Consider the following 21,015-nt stretch of genomic DNA (forward strand, 5'->3'; position numbering starts at 1 on the left):
CGTCGAAACATCATTTCCGGGCCCGCTGGGTAAGTTGGTTGGCATCAACGACAGCGTCTCGACCAAGCACACCGGGCACGTCCGCCTGGGCGACCACCTGTGCCTGCCGTTCGCGAGCGATCTCGAGCAGCGCGAGGTGGTGTCGGCGTACATCGCCGACGGCCTGATCCGTGGCGAGCGGGTGCTCTACTACTCCGACAAGACCGCGCCCGGCGCCATCGACGCGTGGCTCGACCCGCGCGGCGTCGACGGCGCCCTCGCGATGGCCCGCGGCCAGCTCGAGGTGCGTCCGGCGGCGGACGACCACTTCGACCCCGACGCGCTCGTCGACGGCATCAGGCACGCGGTCCGCGACGCCCGCGCCGCCGGCTTCCAGGGCCTTCGCCTCACCGGCGAGATGAGCTGGGCACTGCGCAGCCTGCCCGACACCGTCCGCCTGCACGAATACGAGTCCGGGGTCGCCTCGACCATCACCGGTTCCGACGATCTCGCGGCGATCTGCCAATACGACGAACGCCTTTTCGACAAGGCGGACTTCACCGGTCTCGTGGCCCGGCATCCGGGCGTGGTGCACGTCGACCCGCTGCACGACGACCGGCGGCTACGCATCGTGCCCACGTTTTCGCCCCGCGGCCTGCGCATCTGCGGCACCATCGACGAGCTGACCGCCGGCGCCTTCGCCGAGGCCCTCGCCCACGCCGCGCAATGGCCCGAGCGGATCATCGTCATCGACCTCGCCGAGCTGCTGTTCATCGACGTCGCCGGCATCCGCGCTCTCGTCCGCGCCGCCGAGGCCCTCGCGCCGGACCGGACGCTGCAGGTGCGGCACCTCGCCCCGACCCTGCGCAACGTGCTGCGGATCGTCGGCTGGGACACCACGCCGGGCCTGACCATCGGTGAGACGGGGGTGCCGGCACCGTGACCCTGATCCACCAGGCGCTGCTGTTCGACTCGCCTGAGCAGTTCCTCGCCACGGCCGTCCCCTTCATCACCGAAGGCGTGCACCGCGGCGACACGGTCCTCGCCGTGACCTCCAGCGACAACACCCGCCGCCTGCGCGAACAGCTCAACGGCGCGGAAGACCAGGTCACGTTCCTCGAGCCGGCCGGCTGGTTCGACTCCCCGGGCCGCACCCTCGACGCCCACCACCGTCGCATCGACGCCCTCGCCTCCGACAGCGCCTTCCTGCGGGTCATCGGCGAGCCCGTCTGGGCCGGCCGCGACGACCTCGAGACCTCCGAATGGGGCCGGTACGAGTCGATCGTCAACGTCGCGCTCGCCGACTCCCGCGCCTGGGTCATGTGCGGCTACGACAGCAGCGCCCTGGCCGACACCATCGTCGCGGACGCCCGCCGCACCCACCCCCGGCTGGCCGTCGGCACCGCCAGCGAGATCAGCGCCGACTTCACCGAACCGGCGTCGTACTACGCCTCCCGCGACACCCCGCTCACGCCCTACCCTGCGACCGGCGTCGAATGGATCCCCATCCACCCCGACCTGGCGCCCGTGCGGCAGTTCGTCGCCGAGCACGCCCCGCGCCTCGGCGTCGACGTGGATCGGGTCGACGACTACATCCTCGCCGTCAACGAGATCGCCACCAACGTCCTGCGCCACGGCGGCGGCAAGGGCGAGGCCCGCATGTGGGCCACAGACCGCCGGGTCGTCTGCGAGATCACCGACACGGGCACCGCCACCGGCAACTTCCTGGGCTTCCTGCGCGCCGACCCGCACTCCGAGCGGGGCCACGGCCTGTGGATCGCCCGCCAGATCTGCGACCTGCTGGAGATGCGCACCGGCCCGTCGGGCACGACCGTCCGGCTGCACCTCCGCCGTGTCGTCTAGGGTTTTCAGGGCCTTTCGGGCTTTTCTAGGGGCGGTGTCCCGCGCGGACACCGCCCCCGTTCTTACGTTTCGTCCCGCGAACTACCCCCAGCGCACGGGACTGCTACCGCGTGGGGACCGCATTGATCGGCCACCACCTCCCCCCTCGGTTGACGCCTAGTTACCTTTGCATTACGCAAGATGCGTTCACCATCAGCAGACCGGCGTACCCCATTTGGATGGACACCATGACCGCCGCCTTCTTCGCCGACGAGGGTCCACCCGAGGCAGAGTTCCACCCCGGCATCGCCCGGCGCATGGCCCACAAGACGGTCGCCGCCGGCGCCCTGATCAGGGATCCGTCGGACCGGATCCTCTTCGTGGTGCCCAACTACAAGCCCTACCTCGACCTGCCCGGCGGCATCGTCGAGACCGGCGAACCCCCGTCCGCCGCCTGTCGCCGCGAGGTCCTCGAGGAGCTCGGCCTCGACCTGCCGACCGGCCGCCTCCTAGTGGTGGACTGGACCCCGGGCCGCGGCCCCTGGAGCGACCAGGTCCAGTTCGTCTTCGACGGCGGCGTCCTCGACCCGTCGGCCGCCGTCCGCCCCGCCGCCGACGAGCTCACCGGCATCCAGTGGTCCGACCTGAGCAACGCCCCGATCCGCGCATCCCTGCACCGCCGGCTCTCGTTGGCATTGACGGCACTCACCACCGGCGCCCCGATCCACGCCGAGATGGGCCACCGCTACTGCTGACCACCACCCGCCTTACTCAACGCTCCGTGACTACCTACTCGCCTCCGAACGGGGGAAACCGGACGGCTCCGCACCCCTGCTGACCAGCGCAGGAGCACGACCGTTCGCATGCTGACGACCCAGCGTCCCACCGCGCACACTCTGTGGCGTGACACGGTTCATTGAGGAAGCAGCATGATCGGCCATGCGCCCCGCCACCGGGAGCCTGGCCCCACCGCCAAGATGCTGCGCAAGGTGCGCTGGCTCCGGGTGACGCACCCACGCCCGTCGACAACGATCACCCTGGACCTGGACCGCGCCTGCCTGTTCGCCGCGAACAGCTCGTAGCCCGCGCGGCTCCCCCGGTCGATGTCGACTGTCGTGCTCCACACCCACCACCAAATAGATTGCTTACCCCGCGGGAGGCGGCTCCGGTGCGACGGAGCCACCTCCCGCCCACATAGGCGAATCCGGATGGCGGGCCGGGTCGGCGAAGCCTAGTGTCCGTGGCGTGGCTGATGACGACGAATGGGCAGTCGAAAAGCTGAACGTCGAACGAAGCAGCCATTCCGTGGCGGAGCTCCGCGAATGGTACGAAGCGGGAACGTTGCTGCTCAGTCCGGACTTCCGACGGGCGGATGCCTGGGCAACGCCGGCCAGGACATTGCTGATCGACACCATGCTCCGCGGTTTCCCGATCCCGCCGCTGCACATCAGAAGCAAGCTGGTGCCGGGCACCGGACCCGTCCGTGAGGTGGTCGACGGGCAGCAGCGACTCGCCGCCGTCTTCCAGTTCCTGGAGGACCGGCTACAGCTGCCCACCACCCGCGACACCGCCGACGCGCCGCTTCCGCCCTGGGCGGGGCTGCACTTCTCGCACCTTTCGCAGACCCTGCAGGACAGGGTGACGCGCTATTCGTTCGGCTGCGAGGTGTATCGGGAGAACATCGCCGACGCGCTGCTCCACGAGATCTTCGCGCGGATCAACCTGCACGGCACCGCGTTGAGCGACCAGGAGCTGCGCAACGGCAGGTTCTTCGGCGAATTCAAGCAGTCCGTCCACAGCTTGGCGAAGGAGTACAACCCGTTCTGGCTCGCGGCGTCCCTGTTCACCCAGCAGGAGATCGCCCACCTGATGCACAACCACCTCGTATCCGAGGCGATCATCCTGCAGATCTCGGGCATGCAGGACAACGGCATGATCGACTCGTATTACGCCGAGTACGACGATTCCTGGCCCGACCGCGCGGAACACGAAACCCGATTCCGGGCGACGATGGAGGAGATCAGAGCCGCCGCGGGCAGGTCGTTGCGGCAGTCGGCCTTCAACCGGGTTCCACGCTTCTCCACGCTCTATGCGGTCGTCCATCACCGGTTGTACGGCATCCCGGACCACCTGGGCGGGCTCCCTGCAACGCCGCGCCTTCCGCTCTCCGCGGAGCGATCGAGATCATTGCGGAGCGCGATGGACGTGCTGTCCACGGACCAGGGCGCGGCCGACGTGGGTTCGCGGCTCGACCGGTTCTCCACGCTGTGGCGGCTCGCCGGGTTGTCGGAAGCGTGAGAGCCATTTCGTCGAGCACGGCGTTCGCGCCGGCTCTTGCCGAGATCCTCGAACAGGCCACGCACGCACACCACAGCGAACCGTCCGCGGCGTGCGGCGGCTGCCTCCTGGCGGCCGAGGGGGCATTGGTGGCGGCCATGCGGCGATGGGAGTGGTTCGTCAAGGAACTCCTGATCGACCTCATGACCGGCGCGCAGACCACGCACCCGAACGGGCCGCACAGCACGAGCAACTTCCCCCAGCCGAACCGGCTGGACGCACGCCGGCAACTGCTGCGGACCAGGTATTCCGCGCACACCTCGTCGATCACGCTGAAACGCCAACCGGCGCAGTACCTGCTCCTGCACAGCCCGACGATGGTCGCGGCGACGGCCGCCTACTGGTTGCGCGACAGCTCCGTGGAGGCCGTCTTCCGGGGTTGTTCGCAGGACATCGAACGCCTCCTGCAGCTGCGGCACGGCCTCGCCCACGGCACACCCCAGTCCCAGAAACAGAGCCGCGACGCGATGATGGCCCTGGACCCGTTGACCACGTTCTCGTCCATGGGCGAGTTCCTGCTGGCGCCCAGCACGGTCGCGCCCACGTCGTGGCTCGAGTTCCTACTGGATTCGCTGGTGCAGTGGAGCGTCGAGCTGTCGCCGTAGCCGCTTCAGGCAGCATGCACTGATCGATATCGCCCAGTCGGCCGAGCCGATCCGCCGAAGGGTGTGGCTTCATCGGCTAACTGCCAGAGTTTGTTCGGAACGGCCGCTTGTCGTTGCGGGGGCGCAGGCGGCACCAGAAAGATGGTCGCCGAAGCGATGGAGGTTGCGGTGCGATCCACCCGGCCCGGACCGTTCGGTGGTGACTGTGCCGGGATCGACGGCGTTAAGGCCTCTGTTGCGGGCCTCCGGTGTCAATGCCGACGACGCGGTCACCTATGGCGAGACGCATCGCTACTCGACGTTCGGTGCGTTGATTCTCTTTACCACCGCGATGTCGGCGGCCTCCGCGGGCCTGGCCGTCTCGATCGCCACCGACCTGCCGACAGGTGCCGTCGTCGCGATCGCCGCGGGGTGGGGCTTCGGCATCTTCCATCTCGACCGGTGGCTGGTGTCGACGCCGATCCCTCGCTCGGACTGGCGGCGCCGCGTCTGGTTGCTGCTGTCCAGGCTGGTCATCGCGGTGCCGATGGGCCTGCTGGTGGCATGGTTCGCAATGCTGGGTCTGGCCGCGAAGGAGATCGAGCAGCAGCTGGACGCGGATCGCATCGCGGCCCGCGAGCAGGTGTCCGTCCAGCTCCGTGACGACTCGGACCTGGCCCGGCAGCGTGCCACGCTGGTGGCCGAGAAACAGCAGCTCGCCGACGCGCTGACAGCGGCCGAGGCAAAGATCCCCCGCTGCAGCAGGCGTTCGAGGACGAGTGCACCGGAGCCGGCGGAACGAAGACCAAGGGGTGCGGGCCGATCGCCCAGCGCAAGCTTCGTGAGGTCGAAGCGGCGCAACGCAACCGCGACTCGGCGAGAAGCACCCTCGAAACTCGAGGCGCGGCGATCGACATTGTCTGAGTGGACACGGAGGCGGAGGAACCTGTGATCGTTCAGTGGGGCATCAAGGGGCTCATGCTGCCGGACGACGATGCCGCCCTGCAGATCATCGACCGGCGGCAAGGGTTGGTGAGCAACTGGATGCGAAACGAGAAGGACGGCCTGATCCGCGTCTCCGACATCCCGGGAAAACTCACCCCCGAGAATCTCGACCTGCACGTCAACCATTTCGACGAGCCCGACCCGGTGACCGGGCGACCGGTCGCCGAGGTGACGCCGTTCATCTCGATCGCCTGTGGCGTCGTCAGCCGCGTTGAGGCGAGCAAGACCAACGACGTGATCAGCGCGTTCGGCATCGCACAGAAGTTCGCCACCGACTCCGCGACCCTCCCCTTCGGCTACCTCTACTGGTGCTGGGTGCTGGTCAGCCCGCGGCCGGCCGTCGAGATCGAGTCGGTCGCGGAGGAGGTCCGCGACCTCAACAGCTACCGGTCGTATTCGAAGTTCCAGCCGGAGGGCGAGGTGGTCGCCAAGGTCGTCGTGCCGTCCAACCAGATCCACCGATGCGAGAAGTGGACGTGGAGTCGCCGCGACAAGATGTACAAGCGCGAGTGGAAGCACCTGAACCCGGCCTTCGTCGAGCCTGAACGCTTGAGCAACGTGCGCGAGGTGATCTGACGTGTCGGCGCGCCACCCCGCCGCGCTCGGCCTGACGGCCGACCGGATCGACACCACGGTGACCTTCTGGGAGTCCTACGCCCGGCTGGCGCTGTCCGGCGAGATCCGGGGCAACCGCTCCGATCTCGACGAGCTCGAGGCGGCCTCGGCGCTGCGGCGGGCCGGTCAGTGGGCGATGATCACCGACGCGGCTCGAGCCACGAACCTGCTGACGCGCTCCGGCACCCTGTGGCATCGGCACGGCCACGGATTCGGGACGTTCCTCCTCGCCACCTACGCACCGACCGAACTGTCCCGCACCCAGATGAGCGAGCGGGTCGCGCAACTGCTGCGCGTGCTCGACCGAGGTCCGGCGGCGACGGGAGTCCAGCAGGATGCGGCCGTCCCTGACGCGCTGCAGTACCCCCAACAGCAGGCCTACCTGCTCATGGCCGCCGCCGCCGACCCGCGCCTGGGCGACGGCCAGCGTGCGGAGCTGGTCGCGGTGGCATCCGAGGCCTGGCAACGGGGCGGCACGGCGCCGATCGGTGCGCTCGGCGTCCCGCTGCGGCTCTACTGGACCGCGGCGCTCAGCCTGCTCCAGCGCGACCGCGACGCCGCGGCGCAGGCCCTGAGCAGGAGCTTCGGCAGCCTCGCCACGGCGTACAACGAGGCGATCGAGTCGGCCATGGCGAACACGTACCTCTGGCAGCACACGACGTCGGAGGTCGATGTCGGCAACGTCGATCTGGTCGGGCTCACTGTCATCACCGCCAGGCAGCACGGCACCGCGTTCACCCGCGAGGTGGTCCGTGGCACGGCCTTCGTGGAGAGCCCGATCAGCCGGGCCTGCTTCGAGATCGCCACGGAGATGGCCGACGTCGTCGACGACCGCCCACGCGAACGCTGGAGCACGGACATCGCGCATCGTTCCGATGATGGCGGCGACGGCGATGAGTCGCTGTGGCGCCCCGAACGATGACGTGGTCAGGGAAGTGACGCCGGGATGAGCACGTCGAGGTGATCCTCCACGTCCAGACCGTAGGCGGCCGCGATCAGCCCGAGGCTGGATCCCGCGGTCTCCCTGAGCGCCCGCAGGGCGACCAGCGCCGTCATCGGCAGCAACCGGAAGTCGTAACTGTCGGGCACGACCTGCCGGATCCGTGCCGCTTCGGCGGCGTCGACCTGCGCCGCGGTGAGGAAGTCGCGGCAGTCGGCGGTGATCGCCTTCAGCGGAACGCTGAGTTCCTCCGCGAGGGGCGCGGACTCCAGCAGCTTGTTGAGGAAGTCCCGAATCTCAAGGACCGAGGCGATCAGGTGGTCCGAGGTCTCCCGGTCCGGCGATTCGTACAGTGCGCGCCGGTTCTCGAGGAAGACGATGACCTTTCGGGCCGCCTCCCGATCCGCTGCTGAAGGGGAGAAGTTCTTGCGGTAGACGGCGGTGCCATTACCGTCGAGACGGGAAACGATGTCGGGAAATCGCATGGCGCTGCACCTCACTGCATCAACGCGAACAGACCGATCACCACGCCCGCGACGCCGAGCGCGACCGCCGTGGCGGCGAGCCGCGCCGGATCTGCCCACCAGGCGCGTCGCCGGATCACCCGGGTGGGAATCTTCCGATCGACCCTGCGCCAGTTCAGCCCGGCCGAGTCGGTGAACGTCACTTCGAGCTTCAGGTCGTGAATCGGGGTGTCCTGACTGAACTGCGGCGGGGGATCGAGGGTGAGGATTTCCTCCGGCTCGTCACCACCACGAATGACGTCAATGACGGTATCGCCTGTCGATGGCTCCGCCGCTACCGGAGCGACGACTTTCACCGACACGTCGAAGATGGGCGCCGCACTGTAGTTGAACACCGTCCACTTGACGCTCTGCAGGTGGTCATTCGGCGCGTGGTAACGGGTCACCCGGCTGAATATCAGGCGGGCCTGCGCGGCGGCGGTATCGGCGCGTTCCCGGCGATTTCTCCACAACTCGAAACACAGCAGTCCGCCGGCGGCGAGAAAGGCGAGGACGCTGGCCCAGCCCTGCATCCAGTCCGTGACCTTCGGAAGCTCAGCGGCAAGCACGGCACACAGATTACGGAGCACCGGCCGTCAGGAGTGCACGCGCCGCGTGGGCGAGTCGCTCGTCGTGCGGGCGGCCCAGCTCCCGCGCGAGTGCGACGATCCGATCGAGCAGGGCGAGGGCCTCGTCCGGGCGGCCCGCCACCCGGCAGGTCTCGGCGTACGCGTGCAGGCAGTCGATCTCCAGCTGCACCTCGGCGAGGGGCTCCAGCAGCTCGAACGCCCGCCGGTGGTGCTCCAGGGCCTCCTCGGGCGAGCCCATGACCCGCAGCGCGACACCCAGCGCGTTGTGGCACCACGCCTGGTTGTGCTGCAGGTTGTGCTCCTCGGACAGCCGTAGCGCCTCGCGCAGCGTCCGCAGTGACTCGGCCCGGTCGTCGGGTGCCAGGGCCAGGCCGAGGGTGACCAGGCCGGTGACCTGGGCGGGGCCGCCGGCGAGGGCGACCGACGCGCGGGCCAGCTCGACCGCCTCGGCGCGCTGCCCGAGGTGCAGCGTCACCCAGCCGTCGAACGCCAGGGCCTGCGACTGCCCCCCGGGGCGGCCGAGCCGCTCGAACAGTGCGCGGGCCCGGCGCAGCTGCGTCTGCGCCCCTTCCAGGTCGCCGAGGTCGCGGCGTACCAGACCGATCCGCAGCGCCAGCCCGGCCTTCAGGTCGTCGTCGGCCTTCTCAGCCTCGGCCGCCTCATATGCGGCGAGGGCCTCGGTGAGGCGGCCGGCGGCGGCGCGGGCGAAGCCGAGATCGGCCAGCAGCGCCGCGTGCTCCTGGTGCCGGCCGAGCCGGGCCGCGGCGCCGGCGGCGGCCTCGAGCAGGCGGGTCTGGTCGTCGGTGCCGCGGTGCCGGAAGAACCAGACCCGCATCGCCTGCGGCAGCTCGGCCACCACCTCGTCCTCGCCGAGCCGCACGGCGGCGTCGAAGGAGGCGACCAGATTCTCGTACTCGAGGTCGAACCAGGCCATCGCCGCCGCCGGGTCGCCGGCCGCGGGCTGCGGGCGGTGCGGCGACGGCAGTGTCCGGTCGTGCGCGACGGCCTGCGCCAGGTAGTGCCGCACGACCCGGCGCAGCGCGGCGTCGGCCTGCGGCTCCTCGTCGGCGGCGAGGTCGGCCGCGTACTGCCGGAGCAGGTCGTGCATCCGGTACCGGCCGGGCGACAGCTCCCGCAGCAGGTGGGCGTCGACCAGCTCCTCCAGCACCGCGCCGAGCCGGTCGGCCGGCAGGTCGGCGAGCGCGCCCGCGACGGCGTCGTCGAAGTCGGCGCCCGGCAGGACGCCGAGCAGCCGGAACATGCGCCGCTGGCCCGGGTCGAGCTGGTGCAGCGACATGCCGAACACCGCGTCGAAGCGGCCGGACGTGTCGCGCAGCCGCTCCGCGAGGACCGCCACGGTCCAGCCCGGGCGGTGGCGCAGGCGCGCGCCGGCCATCCGCAGCGCCAGGGGGAGCCCGCCGCATTGCTGCAGCACCTGCGCGATCGCCTGGTCGTCGGTGGCCCGCAGGCCCGCCGCGCGGCCGAACAGGTCGGTCGCGTCGCCGGCCGCGAAGGGCTCCACCGACACCGGCGGCACGCCGTCCAGGCTGACCAGGCGGTTGCGGCTGGTGACCAGGACCGCGGACTTGCCCGCGCCGGGCAGCAGCGGGCGCACCTGCGCCGCGTCCACGGCGTTGTCGAGCACGACGAGGGCCCGCCGGCGGGACAGCTCCGAGCGCCACAGCGCCGCACGCTCGGCGGCACCGGCCGGGGGATGCGTGATGTCCAGCGCGGCCAGCAGCCGGCCCAGCGCCGCCGGCGGCTCGAGGGGCTCCTGGCCCGGGGTGAAGCCGTGCAGGTCGAGGTAGAGGCCGCCGTCCGGAAACGCCGGTGCGAGCCGGTGCGCGACGTGCACGGCCAGGCTGGTCTTGCCCACGCCCGCCATGCCGTCGATCGCGACCGCGCCGGCGGTGCGCAGCAGCTCCTCGACCAGCGCGGACTCCGCCTCCCGCCCGGTGAAGTCGAACAGGTCGGCCGGCAGGTCGTTGCGGCGCGGCGGGGGAGCGGCGCCGGCCTTGGAGGCCTCCGCCCACACGGCGCGCAGCGGCCGGGGGTCGCGGCCGACGACCCGGCACAGCGCCACGACGGCGTCCCACGGCGGCACGAGCCGGCCGGTCAGGTACCGCGACAGCGACGAGCTGCTCAGGCCCGCCTGGACGGCGAGCGCCCGGAGGCTGAGTCCGCTCAGCTCCTTGATCCGAGCGAGCTGAGCCACCAGGTGCTCCTGAGGGCTGGACACGTGCAACACCGTACCCGTCCCGCCCCACGGCACCGGATCGCTGTCGCGTCTGCGCAGGTCAGGCGCGTTTCGGGTGTCCCACAGTGTCCCACGGCCCACGCGGTGCGGGGCGCCCCGATGCTCCGATGACTCCTGTCACCGGAACTTGTCACCGGAACTTGTGAAGGAGGAGCGATGCCGACCGAACGGATGCCGAATCCGGCGATGCTGATCCCGGAGGCGATGGACGCCCTGATGGCCGTCAACCGGGCCGTCGCCGGCGCCGGCGTGGACGGCAGGCTGCTGGCGCTGACCCACCTGCGTGCCTCCCAGATCAACGGCTGCGGCCCGTGTGTGGCCGGCGGCGCCGGTCAGGCCCGCCGCAGCGGCGCGACCGCGGAGCAGGTGGACGCCGTCGCCGCGTGGCGAGAGACGCCCTGGTTCAGCGACGAGGAGCGGGCCGCCCTCGCCCTGACCGAGGCCGTGACCCGCCTCGCCGACCGGGCCGACCCCGTCCCGGATCAGGTGTGGGACCTGGCCGCCAAGCACTTCGACCAGAAGGAACTGGCCGCGCTGCTGCTCAACATCGCGATGACCAACACCTTCAACCGGCTCAACGCACCGACCCGCCAGCAGGCCGGGTCCTGGTAGCCCGCTTCCGCTTCGTCTCTGATTCGTCACTGAAAGGACCGTCATCATGGCGACCAACACCACCAAGCACGAGGGCTTCACCGAGGACGAGCGCGGCGCGATGAAGGACCGCGCCAAGGAGCTCAAGTCGGCCACCCGCCGCGGCGCCAAGGCCGACACGGAGCCGGAGGTGCTCGCGAAGATCGCCGAGATGTCCAGCTCCGACCGGGCGATCGCCGAACGCCTCCACGCCATCGTGAAGGCGAACGCCCCCGTCCTCACCCCGAAGCTCTGGTACGGCATGCCCGCCTATGCCCGCGACGGCAAGGTCGTCTGCTTCTTCCAGAGCGCGGCGAAGTTCAAGACGCGGTACGCGACGCTCGGCTTCAGCGACGAGGCCAACCTCGACGACGGCACCATGTGGGCGGCGTACTTCGCGCTGACCGAGCTGACCACCGACGACGAGGCGCGCATCGCCGCGCTGGTGAAGCAGGCGGTGAGCTGAGCCCCGCGGTGAGCTGAGCCCCGCGGTGAGCGGCCGGGCCCGGTGCGGTCCGGCCGCTGCCTATGCGACCCGCGCGGTGACGGCGAGGTACCCGTCCTCCAGGCTGGGCTCCACCGGCCGGGCCTGCGGGCCCGGTGCCGCGGATGCCACGATCCGGTATCGCATGCCGTCCTCGTGCGGCAGCGCCGACACGACCGTGCCCTCGGTCGGCGGCGGGCCGTCGGTGACCATCGACCAGACCCGGCCCTCGGCGCGGCGGGTCAGCTCGTCGACCGTGCCGCGGAAGGTGAGCCGGCCCTTGGCGAGCACCGCCACCTCCCGGCAGGTCTGCGCGATGTCGTCGACGATGTGGGTGCTCAGCAGCACGGTGCGCCGGCCGGAGAACTGGGTCAGCAGCGTGCGGAAGCGGATCCGCTCCTCCGGGTCCAGTCCCGCGGTCGGCTCGTCCACGATCAGCAGCTGCGGGTCGGCGAGCAGCGCCTGGGCGATGCCGACCCGCTGCCGCATCCCGCCGGAGAAGCCGCGCAGCCGGCGGTCGGCCTGCCCGGTCAGCGCGACCACCTCCAGCAGCTCCCCGATCCTGCGCCGCCGCGCCGCCCGGTCGTCCATGCCCTTGAGCAGCGCCACGTAGTCCAGGAACTGGCGGGCCGTCAGGTCCGGGTAGACGCTGAGGTCCTGCGGCAGGTACCCGAGGCCGCGCTGGACGGCGGTGCGGCCGGCCGCGGTGCCGAGGTCGTGCCCGCCGACGACGACACGGCCCGCCGACGGGCGCACGATCCCGGCGAGGATGCGCATCAGCGTGGTCTTGCCGGCGCCGTTCGCGCCCAGCAGGCCGAACATGCCGGTGGGCACGGCCAGGTCGAGGCCGTCGAGGGCGGCCACCCCGCCCCGGTACGTCTTCGTCAGGCCGGAGATGTCGATACGCATGTCGGGACCTTTCCAGCGTCGGGAGCTCATCGGGTTCGGCGGGCGCGCAGCACGTGACCGCCGGCGAGCGCGGCGGCCGCGAGCGCCAGCAGCACGGCGATGGACAGCCACGCCGTCGCCGGCGTCGGGTCCGGCCGCAGGAAGTTCAGCGTCGCGCCCGGCACCGGGCCGGCCAGGGTGTCCTCGCCGTCGATGCCGTGGAAGTCGAGCAGCACGTCGAGCGGGTAGCCGCCGAGCGGGTGGATCAGGGTCCCGGCGAGCGTGGGCATCATGTCCGGCCCGGGCAGGTTGCCCCAGAGCCAGTAACCGACGAACAGCACCCGGAACAGCGGTGCCGGCATGACGAGCGGCACCACCAGGGCGAACGCGGCCACGAATAGCAGGCCCGGCACGATCACCACGCCGGTGGCGGCGAGGGCCCAGCCGAGCGCCGCGGGCGCGCCGGTGTCGACCGCGTACGCGGCGGCGAAGCCGAAGTACACGACCAGGATCGGCACGGCCGTCGCGGCGGCGGCACCCAGGTATTTGCCGAGCAGGCGGGCGCCCGGGCCGGCCGGGGTGGCGTCCAGGATCGGCGCGACCCGCAGCCGGTCGTCGCGGACCAGCCGGTCGGCGAGCAGGCAGCCGAACCCGATCGACAACAGCCCGTGGACCTGGATCGCCAGCCCGACCACGGCCACCCTCGCCTCCGCCGGGCGCTCGGCGGGGTCGAACAGATCCCGCAGCAGGCTGCCCCCGATCAGCAGGAACAGCACGATGGTCAGCGCGGGCACGATCCACACGGCCCGCTTGCGGACCTGCATGCGGAACTCGTACCGCAGACTCGCGCCGAAAACGGTCACTCTTCCTCCCCACCGATGAGGCGCTCGGAGCGGCCCAGCAGGACCAGTGCGAGCGCGATGAGCGCGGCGCCCACGGCGAGCAGCGTGAGGCGGTTCGCGGTCCAGTCGCCCGGCACCGCGCCGCGGGTCGTCGCGAACAGGTAGAGCAGCCGGCCCGGCAGGTGCTGCTGCGCGGCGTCGGCGAAGAACTGCTGGATCGCCCACAGCGTCGTGACCAGCGCGCCGGCCGCCGCCGGGCTGCGGAACACCGCGCCCGCGGCGAAGCCCACGCCGCCGAGCCCGACGGTCGGCGCCGCCCAGGTGAGCTGCCCGACGAGCACCCCGTGGTTGGCCGGCCAGCGCTCCCACCAGCCGGTGGCGATCAGCGCGACCGCCATCAGCGCCGCGACCGCCGCCGTCCAGCCCAGCGTCACGCCCATGCGTCGCAGCAGCGTGACGCGGTACGGCGTGGGCGCCGTGAGCTGCAGCTCCACCGCGGGGTCCGGGCCGACGAGCGAGGCGCAGGCGACGCCGGCGGCGAGCGGGACCGCCATCTCCAGGGCGCCGAGCAGGATGCGGGCGGTGCTCGTCTCGCCCGGCAGCGGGTTGGCCAGCGCGGCCGCGACGCCCAGGGCGACGGCGATCGGCGGGCCGAGCAGCGCCGCCCAGCCGGCCCGGCGCGCCTCGTGCCGCCAGAGGGTCAGTGGTCTCACATCGGATGGGTAGCGCGCCACCCCTGCCGTGGTTCACCGTCGCGCCCGGCCAATGCGACGGCGGCGACGGTGACGGCGGCGCTGACCGTCAGCACGGCCGCGTTCGTCGACCAGATCTCCACGACGACCCGCGCCGGCCATTCGTGGCGGGCCAGCACCCCCGCCTGCACTCGGACGGCCCAGAGTGCGACGGCCGCGCCGAGCGCGACGTCGGGGCCGAACCGGACGGCGATCAGCAGGCTCAGCGACGACAGCAGCGCCATCGGCCCGAGCCAGGCGCCGACGAGCGCCTGCAGGCCCGCCTGCGCCGCGCCGGCCGCGTGCAGCACGGCGGAGGCGGCGACCGCGAGCGCCAGGTCGCACCCGAACACCAGCGTGATGCGCACGAGCAGCAGCAGCCGGGCCGAGGTCGGTGTGGCGGCGACCAGCTCGGCGGCCGGGTCGCGCCGGGAGCGGTACGTGCCCGCGACGCCCGCCGCGGCGACGATCGGCGCGATCAGGGCGAGCACCAGGCCGGCCGCGCCGGTCGCCCCCGCGGCGGTCCCGGCCTGCAGCAGCACGATCGCCACGCCGAGCGCCAGCACCAGCGCCGAGGCGAACGGCACCGCCGGGCGGATCAGCCGCGCCTCCGCCACCACCAGCGCGGCGAGGTGCCGCAGGCGCCTTCCGGGGCGGCCGTCGCGGGCCGGCCCTTCCATCGCGCTGCGGGTCAGCACCGCCCGCACCATCCGGCCCGGATCGGGAGCCGCGCCGGGCGGGGCCGCAGCGCCGGCGATCGCCTGCCAGGCGGCGAGCTCCGCGCGGCAGCGCCCGCAGTCCGCGAGGTGGGCGCGGACCCGGTCGCGGTCCGCGCCGGGCAGCGTGCCGGCGGCGTACGCGGGCAGCCAGTCCTTCATTCGGGCACCTCCTGGGCGGTGAGCGCCGCGGCGACGGCGGCCCGGGCGTGATACAGCCTGCTCTTCACCGTGCCGACGGGGATGGCCAGGACCTCGGCGACGTCGGCCAGCGGCAGCCCCGCGACGAACACCAGCGCGATCACGTCCCGGTGGTGCTCGGGCAGCCGGTCGATGGCGGCGGCCACCGGTGTGCCACCGGCCGCCGCGATCGCCAGCTCCTCCGGCCCGGCGCCCTGATCGGGCCGGTCCGTCAGGTCGGCGCTGGTGGGCTCGGGCCGGGCCCGGCCACGCAAACGGTTGTGCGCCTGCCGCCGGGCGACCCCGAACAGCCACGTCGTCACCTTCGCGCGCCCCTCGAACGCGCCGGCCGACCGCCACACCGCGAGCATCGTGTCCTGCAGGATCTCCTCGGCGGTCATCCGGTCCCCGGCAAGCCGGTGCAGGTAGCCGAACAGCGCACCGGAGTGCCGCTCGTAGAGCCGGGACAGCGCGGCCGCGTCCCCGCCGGCAACCGCCCGCAGCAGGCCCTCGTCGCTGTCCATCCGCTCACCCCCTCCACCGCAGGGTAGGTAGCGGCAACAGGCGCGAACGGTTCACATGCGCCGGTGATTGACGGCGGCAAACCAGATGGGCCCATCGCGAGAATCGCGATGGGCCCATCGTGGTGGTGCGGTGTTACGCGGCCGGGTAGTCCGCGAGGTAGATCGGCACGCCGATCTTGGTGGTGTCGGCCGGGTCGCCCACGCCGTTGACGACGTGGTCGATGATGCCGGCGCTCAGGTTCACCGTCATGATGTGGTGCAGCTTGACACCGGGCGTCGAGGGGACCTCGAAGCCGTTCTCGGTGTGGATCGTCGGGTTGTTCTGGTTGAAGACGTAGACGCCGGCGCCGTACAGGTTGTGGTACTTCACCTTGTTGTTGATCTTGTAGGCGGCGTAGCCCTCAACACTGCCGTTCATCCAGTCGGCCTGCGTCGGCGGGTCGTAGGGCAGCTCGTTCTGGTACAGGATCGTGGTGCCGCGCTCGCCGTTCCAGACGGTGTTGTACTTCTGGAAGTGCTCGACGAAGAGGCCCGTCGCGGTCACGTTGTCGCCGTTGATGACGGCGCCGTAGCGGCCGGTGTTGGTGACCCAGCGCTGGTTGTCGCCGTTGACGCCGCCGGTGAAGCCCTCGACGCCGTGGTCGCCGCGCCACACCCAGGTGTGGTCGATGAGCACGTTGTCGCTGTTGACCTCGAGCGCGGTGTCGGTCTTGCCGATGTGCGGGCCGCCGACGCGGAAGTACACGTCGTTCAGCGTGGTCGGGTTCTTCGGGTCGCTGAAGCCCCAGCCGTGCTCCTTGCCGACGCGCAGCAGGACCTTGGACTCCTTGAGCCCGGCGTCGATCGTGACGCCGGCGACGATGACGCCGGGGACGTCCGCGATGTCGAGCGGGGTCGAGCCGTTGACGGCGGTCAGCGTGGCGTGACCGAGGCCGAGGACCACCTGGTTGGGCCAGCGGACCTCGATGCTGCGGGCGATGTCGTACGTGCCGGGGGTCAGCAGCAGGTTCTTGCCGGCCAGGAGGGCCAGGTTGATCTTGCTGACCGAGTCGCCCGGCTTGGCGACGTAGAAGTCCGACAGCGGGATGTTGCGGCCCGCGGTCTGAGCGTTCGCCCAGGTGATGCCGCTGGTGTTCTTCGCGGCCGACGGCACCCGGACGTTGTACTTGCCCTTGGCGTCGACGAAGAGGTACGGCTTCTCGCGGCTCACCGGGGTGGTCGCGAGCGTGGTGTACGGCGGGTTCGGGAAGGCCGAGTCGTCAGGGGCGCCGACGACGCCCGAGAAGACCTGGTTCCACACGCCGTTGGACCAGCTTTCGATCTGGCTGTTGCGGGTCAGCCACTGCTGCTGCGAGCCGTTGACGATCGTGCCGGCCTTCGAGTCGGCGATGAAGCCGCCGCTGGCGTACTGCGGGCCGGCGGTGCAGTAGTCCATCAGCGACAGGTTGCCGCCGGTGACGTTGACCCGCCGCAGCGAGACGGCCTGCGACACGGCCCAGAAGTTGGCCGAGCCGCGGCAGCCGTCCTGGCCCTTGGCGTTGATGTTGATCGACAGGTTGGACAGGGTGCGCCAGAAGTTGACCAGCGCGAGGCAGTTGCTGGTGCCGCCGTTCTCGAGGCAGCGGTTGTACACCTCGACCTTGCCGTTGATGACGACGTCGTTGGGGGACGCGCCCAGGCCGGCGATCTCCGTGTAGTAACCGACCTTGATCTGCAGCGGCTGGTCGGCCGTGCCGTACGTGCCGGGCTTGAAGAGGTAGGCGTAACGCGCGGTGCCCATCTCGTTGTCGACCTGCTTGACGTAGGTCGCGTCGAGCTTCGCCTGGATCTCGCTGACCGGCGTGCTCGGGTCGAACACGGTCACGTTGGTGCCCAGGTCCTGCGACCCGCCGTGCGACGACGGGGCCGCGACGGCCGCCGTCCCCATCGTGGCGGTGGCGGTCGTCGCCGCCAGGCTGAGTGCGAACACGCGGCCGATGGTGCGACGGCTGGACCACCGCCTCACGGAATGCTCGGACTGGATCGTCATACGAGTGCGTCCTCTCGTTCGTGCGGGCGGGTGTGAGGTACACGGATGTGAGGGGTGTTGGAGAGGCTCCGCGAAGTGCGTCGGCGCGGTGTGAGAGCGCTCTCTCCAGAGTGTTGTTTCTACCGTGTAAATCGGCCGTGCGCTACGTCCGAGCACCCCCGATTTTCCGTGGAATGCGCGATCAGCCAGTGGAAATGCGGACGTTCCGTGCGATCCATCCGCGCTGCGCGGCGACGCATTTCGCGAGACGCCGCGCATCGCGTCCCGAGCGCCCCCGTGAAAGCGCTCCAACGCGAGGGTGAGGCGCAGGGTGATTCCGGTATTTCACCCGGTCCGGACCGCATAGGTCGGCACTGATGGCCGTTACGGTCGCGTCATGCCTCCGGTCCTGGTCCGCCCATACGTGAGAGTCATCGCGCATCACCAGATACCGCCCGCCGCGCACCCGAGCAGCGGGCCTGTCGCGGCGCGGTCCACGCCGCCCCTGTACAACCCCCGGCACTCCGAGACGACCCTCCTGGCCCCGCCGCCCCCGGCCGAGCCGAGCCTCCGCTACAAGCCGCGGCACTACCCCGCGCTGGCGTGGACCGTGCTGATCCTGACGCTCGCCACGACCGGCCTTGCCCTGACGGCCGGCGACCGCCCCGCCACGTCCGCGCCGGACGCCGAGCCGGTCATCGCCGCGCAGGCCGGCCGGCTGCAGATCGCCGTCGTCCCGGCACCGGGCTCGGGCACCGCCGCCGCGCTGGCGCCGGCGCCGGTCACGGGGTCGGTCGGGGGGCCGGTCGCCGGTCAGGTGGTCGGCCCGGCCGGCCTCTGCCTGGACGCCCGGTCCGGTGGCGCCGTCCAGCTGCGCCGCTGCTCCGGCGCCGCCAGCCAGACCTGGACCGCCCCCGCCGACGGCACCCTGCGCACGGCCGGCCGCTGCCTGCAGCCGACCTACGGCCAGCTCGGCCTGGCCCGCTGCACCGGCACCGCGGCGCAGCAGTGGGACGCGGCCCGGGGCGCGCTGGTCGCCCGCTCGTCCCGGCAGTGCCTGACCGGCCGGGGCGGGCAGCCCTACCTGGCCCGCTGCGCCGGCGTCGCCAGCCAGCGCTGGCAGCTGCCGTAGCCCAGGCCTACGGGACGGTGTAGCCGCCCGCCGGCGCCGGGTCGTCCGCGGAGCGCGGACCGGCCGCCGTCCAGGAGTCCCAGCCCTGATACGCGGGCCCGACCGGCCGCAAGAACCGCACGCTGCGCGGGTCGGCCAGCCCGGCGAAGCCGCCGAGGGTCGCCGCGACACCGGCGACGACGGTCGCGAGCATCAACGTGCCGAAGAGGGCACCGTCGCTGTCGCCGCTTTCGGGGTACAGGTCGGTGACGGCGAGGCCGGTGCCCAGGTACAGCGACAGCACCTGCAGGAGCAGCATCATCACCCCGGCGATCCGGGCCAGGTGCACCCCGTTCGGGCTGCCGCGGCCGGCGGCCCGCGCCGCGAGGTACGCGCCGGCCGTGACGGCCGCCAGGCCGAAGCCGGCCAGGACGACGAGCGCGACCATGGCGGTCGCGCCGGTGCCGCCGCTGATGCGACCGCTGATCAGCAGGACCGACCCGCCGAGGCCGAGCACGCCGCCCACGGCGAACCGGGACGCGGCCGCTCGCAGCGGCGCAGGCGGGCCCGCGTCCGGCGGTGCGGGCCGCGGCTGCGGGCCGGCCGGCGCGAACGCCTGGCGGGCGGACGGGACGCTCAGGCTGACGACCACCCCGGCCAGCGCGATCACGGCCAGCAGCACGCCGATGCCGCTGACCCACGCCGGCGGGCCGATCCACACGTCGAAGTCCCAGTTGCGCAGCAGGAGCACGTGACCGGCGAACAGCACCAGGACCACGACGGACCCGACGCCGGACAGCCACACCAGCGCGGCGCGCCCGGCGTCCTTGCGGGCCAGCACCAGCCCCACGCCCACCAGCAGCCCGGCCGCCAGCAGGGCCGCGGGCGCCATGACGACGATTGCGTCGGGGGTGAGCGTGGGGTACAGGTACCGCACGACGTGGGCGTCCCGGACCCCGATGTACGTGCCGTGGAGCAGGATCGCCAGGCCGGCGACGGCCAGCGCGGCTGCGGTCAGGCCGAGGGTGACCGGGGTGCGCGACGTTCGGGACATCCGCGCACCGTACAACCCGCGTCGTGCCCCGGCTACCGCCTGATCTCGTAGACCAGGTTGAAGGGAGTCTGGGCGGCGCGGCGGAAGCGGGTGAAGCCGGCCTCCGTCACCAGGTCCCGGATCGCGGCCTCGCCGGCCTGGGCGCCCAGCGAGTGGCCCCCCGGCTGGGAGAGGCTGTTGGGCACGCAGAGGAACGTGGAGCCGCTGTAGTACAGGCGACCGACCGGGTTGAGGTTGTCCTCGACCTTGTCGGCGGCGTACGGCTCGACCAGCAACCAGGTCCCGTCCGGGCGCAGCGCGTCCCGGACCCGGCGGGCGGCGGCGAGGGGGTCGCCCATGTCGTGCAGGCAGTCGAACATGGTGACCAGGTCGTATCCGGTGCCGGTGAAGGTCTGCGCGGTGGCGACCTCGAAGCCGACCCGGTCGGCGACGCCCGCGTCGGCGGCCCGCTTGCGGGCCAGTTCGATCGACTCGGCGTGGTAGTCGGAGCCGGTGACCGTGCTGCGCGGGTACGCCTCGGCGAGCAGCACCGACGAGGACCCGAGCCCGCAGCCGACGTCGGCGACCCTGGCGCCCGCGGTGAGCTTCGCCTCGACGCCCTCCAGGGCCGGGATCCAGCTGGGCACCAGGGCGGCGACGTAACCGGGGCGGAAGAACTCGTCGGTGCCGACGAACACGTCGGTGTCGTGCTCGTGCCAGCCGACGCCGGCGCCGGTGCGGAAGGCCTCGGTGAGGCGGGGCGCGGCGCGCAGGTAGCCCAGGACGCCGACGAACGCGGCCGGCACGTTCGGGCCGTTGGGGTCGGCGAGGCAGAACGCCTGCTCCTCGGTCAGGGAGAACTCGCCGGTCGCGGGCGTGTAGGTGACGTACCCGCCGGCCGCCTGGCCGCGCAGCCATTCCGTGAGGTACCGCGGATGGCAGCCGGTGCGTTCGGCGAACCGCTCCGGGGTCGCCGGGCCCGCCGCGAGCGCCCGGTAGAGGCCGAGGCGGTGCCCGACGGTCACCGAACCGGCGGCGGCGGTCGCGCCGAGGTCGGTCACGAACTGCCCGAGGAACGCCATCACCTTGTCGTGGTCCATGTCTGCTCTCCGTCTGTCGCTGGTGCGGCCGGCTCGTGCCGGCCATGGGACCCAGCCTCGGCGGCCGCGCTGACACGCCACTCACACGCGCTTGCAGCGCGCTGACAGCGCCGCGA

At 71.8% G+C, this 21,015-nt stretch carries 23 protein-coding genes; 12 read left to right on the plus strand and 11 right to left on the minus strand.

Going from position 1 to position 21,015, the window contains the following annotated elements:
• Positions 1–34: 34 nt before the first annotated feature.
• The 9 genes from AB0K00_RS04135 to AB0K00_RS04175 all read left to right on the plus strand — a co-directional run bounded on the left by AB0K00_RS04135 (position 35) and on the right by AB0K00_RS04175 (position 7,284).
• On the plus strand, positions 35–922 hold the full coding sequence (locus tag AB0K00_RS04135) for an MEDS domain-containing protein (RefSeq protein ID WP_363514864.1): 888 nt from the start codon (positions 35–37) through the stop codon (positions 920–922).
• Positions 919–1,842, plus strand: a complete 924-nt coding sequence (locus AB0K00_RS04140; RefSeq protein WP_363514867.1) for a sensor histidine kinase — start codon at positions 919–921, stop codon at positions 1,840–1,842. Before AB0K00_RS04135 ends, AB0K00_RS04140 begins: the two co-directional genes overlap by 4 nt.
• A gap of 218 nt (positions 1,843–2,060) precedes the next feature.
• Positions 2,061–2,576 (plus strand): NUDIX hydrolase, encoded by a 516-nt coding sequence (locus AB0K00_RS04145; protein ID WP_363514870.1) that lies wholly within the window; start codon positions 2,061–2,063, stop codon positions 2,574–2,576.
• 174 nt (positions 2,577–2,750) lie between these two features.
• The gene (locus AB0K00_RS04150; RefSeq protein ID WP_363514873.1) at positions 2,751–2,903 is read left to right on the plus strand and encodes a hypothetical protein; all 153 of its coding nucleotides are present in this window, start codon (positions 2,751–2,753) and stop codon (positions 2,901–2,903) included.
• A gap of 163 nt (positions 2,904–3,066) precedes the next feature.
• Entirely contained in the window at positions 3,067–4,119 is a 1,053-nt protein-coding gene (locus tag AB0K00_RS04155; protein WP_363514876.1) for a DUF262 domain-containing protein, read from the plus strand.
• A complete protein-coding gene (locus tag AB0K00_RS04160; RefSeq protein WP_363514879.1) occupies positions 4,116–4,763 on the plus strand; it encodes a hypothetical protein in 648 nt (215 codons plus the stop codon). Before AB0K00_RS04155 ends, AB0K00_RS04160 begins: the two co-directional genes overlap by 4 nt.
• Positions 4,764–4,962: 199 nt before the next feature.
• A complete protein-coding gene (locus tag AB0K00_RS04165) occupies positions 4,963–5,694 on the plus strand; it encodes a DUF4407 domain-containing protein (protein ID WP_363514881.1) in 732 nt (243 codons plus the stop codon).
• Complete coding sequence (locus AB0K00_RS04170; RefSeq protein WP_363514884.1) at positions 5,691–6,323, plus strand: hypothetical protein; 633 nt, start codon at positions 5,691–5,693, stop codon at positions 6,321–6,323. The genes AB0K00_RS04165 and AB0K00_RS04170 overlap by 4 nt, the downstream gene beginning before the upstream one ends.
• Before the next feature lies 1 nt (position 6,324).
• On the plus strand, positions 6,325–7,284 hold the full coding sequence (locus AB0K00_RS04175) for a hypothetical protein (RefSeq protein ID WP_363514887.1): 960 nt from the start codon (positions 6,325–6,327) through the stop codon (positions 7,282–7,284).
• Between the two features lie 5 nt (positions 7,285–7,289).
• On the opposite strand, the gene AB0K00_RS04180 is transcribed toward AB0K00_RS04175, so the two are convergent.
• Genes AB0K00_RS04180 through AB0K00_RS04190 form a run of 3 tightly spaced genes read right to left on the minus strand, consistent with a single transcriptional unit; the run spans position 7,290 to position 10,634 of the window.
• A complete protein-coding gene (locus AB0K00_RS04180) occupies positions 7,290–7,787 on the minus strand; it encodes a hypothetical protein (protein WP_363514890.1) in 498 nt (165 codons plus the stop codon).
• Positions 7,788–7,798: 11 nt separating this feature from the next.
• Entirely contained in the window at positions 7,799–8,374 is a 576-nt protein-coding gene (locus AB0K00_RS04185) for a hypothetical protein (RefSeq protein ID WP_363514893.1), read from the minus strand.
• A gap of 10 nt (positions 8,375–8,384) precedes the next feature.
• The gene (locus AB0K00_RS04190) at positions 8,385–10,634 is read right to left on the minus strand and encodes a helix-turn-helix domain-containing protein (RefSeq protein ID WP_363514896.1); all 2,250 of its coding nucleotides are present in this window, start codon (positions 10,632–10,634) and stop codon (positions 8,385–8,387) included.
• 174 nt (positions 10,635–10,808) lie between these two features.
• On the opposite strand from AB0K00_RS04190, the gene AB0K00_RS04195 reads away from it, so the two are divergent.
• Positions 10,809–11,264, plus strand: a complete 456-nt coding sequence (locus AB0K00_RS04195) for a carboxymuconolactone decarboxylase family protein (RefSeq protein WP_363514899.1) — start codon at positions 10,809–10,811, stop codon at positions 11,262–11,264.
• Positions 11,265–11,310: 46 nt separating this feature from the next.
• Positions 11,311–11,748, plus strand: coding sequence for a DUF1801 domain-containing protein (locus tag AB0K00_RS04200; protein WP_363514902.1), 438 nt, complete (start codon positions 11,311–11,313; stop codon positions 11,746–11,748).
• A gap of 60 nt (positions 11,749–11,808) precedes the next feature.
• Here AB0K00_RS04200 and AB0K00_RS04205 read toward each other — a convergent pair whose 3' ends face one another.
• The 6 genes from AB0K00_RS04205 to AB0K00_RS04230 form a co-directional block, all read right to left on the minus strand.
• Positions 11,809–12,675: an ATP-binding cassette domain-containing protein gene (locus tag AB0K00_RS04205; RefSeq protein WP_363514905.1), complete on the minus strand. Its 867-nt coding sequence runs from the start codon at positions 12,673–12,675 to the stop codon at positions 11,809–11,811.
• Between the two features lie 26 nt (positions 12,676–12,701).
• Positions 12,702–13,517 (minus strand): hypothetical protein, encoded by an 816-nt coding sequence (locus AB0K00_RS04210; protein ID WP_363514908.1) that lies wholly within the window; start codon positions 13,515–13,517, stop codon positions 12,702–12,704.
• Positions 13,514–14,209, minus strand: coding sequence for a hypothetical protein (locus AB0K00_RS04215; protein WP_363514911.1), 696 nt, complete (start codon positions 14,207–14,209; stop codon positions 13,514–13,516). Before AB0K00_RS04215 ends, AB0K00_RS04210 begins: the two co-directional genes overlap by 4 nt.
• Entirely contained in the window at positions 14,206–15,105 is a 900-nt protein-coding gene (locus AB0K00_RS04220) for a zf-HC2 domain-containing protein (RefSeq protein WP_363514914.1), read from the minus strand. Before AB0K00_RS04220 ends, AB0K00_RS04215 begins: the two co-directional genes overlap by 4 nt.
• Positions 15,102–15,647, minus strand: a complete 546-nt coding sequence (locus AB0K00_RS04225; protein WP_363514917.1) for a sigma-70 family RNA polymerase sigma factor — start codon at positions 15,645–15,647, stop codon at positions 15,102–15,104. Before AB0K00_RS04225 ends, AB0K00_RS04220 begins: the two co-directional genes overlap by 4 nt.
• A 133-nt stretch (positions 15,648–15,780) precedes the next feature.
• Positions 15,781–17,676: an adenylyl cyclase gene (locus tag AB0K00_RS04230; protein ID WP_363514920.1), complete on the minus strand. Its 1,896-nt coding sequence runs from the start codon at positions 17,674–17,676 to the stop codon at positions 15,781–15,783.
• 376 nt (positions 17,677–18,052) lie between these two features.
• On the opposite strand from AB0K00_RS04230, the gene AB0K00_RS04235 reads away from it, so the two are divergent.
• Complete coding sequence (locus AB0K00_RS04235; protein WP_363514923.1) at positions 18,053–18,787, plus strand: RICIN domain-containing protein; 735 nt, start codon at positions 18,053–18,055, stop codon at positions 18,785–18,787.
• A 7-nt stretch (positions 18,788–18,794) separates the two neighbouring features.
• On the opposite strand, the gene AB0K00_RS04240 is transcribed toward AB0K00_RS04235, so the two are convergent.
• Positions 18,795–19,820, minus strand: coding sequence for a hypothetical protein (locus AB0K00_RS04240; RefSeq protein ID WP_363514926.1), 1,026 nt, complete (start codon positions 19,818–19,820; stop codon positions 18,795–18,797).
• Between the two features lie 32 nt (positions 19,821–19,852).
• Positions 19,853–20,899, minus strand: coding sequence for a class I SAM-dependent methyltransferase (locus AB0K00_RS04245; RefSeq protein WP_363514929.1), 1,047 nt, complete (start codon positions 20,897–20,899; stop codon positions 19,853–19,855).
• Positions 20,900–21,015: the final 116 nt, after the last annotated feature.

Source organism: Dactylosporangium sp. NPDC049525 (assembly GCF_040676755.1).
Classification (GTDB): Bacteria; Actinomycetota; Actinomycetes; order Mycobacteriales; family Micromonosporaceae; genus Dactylosporangium.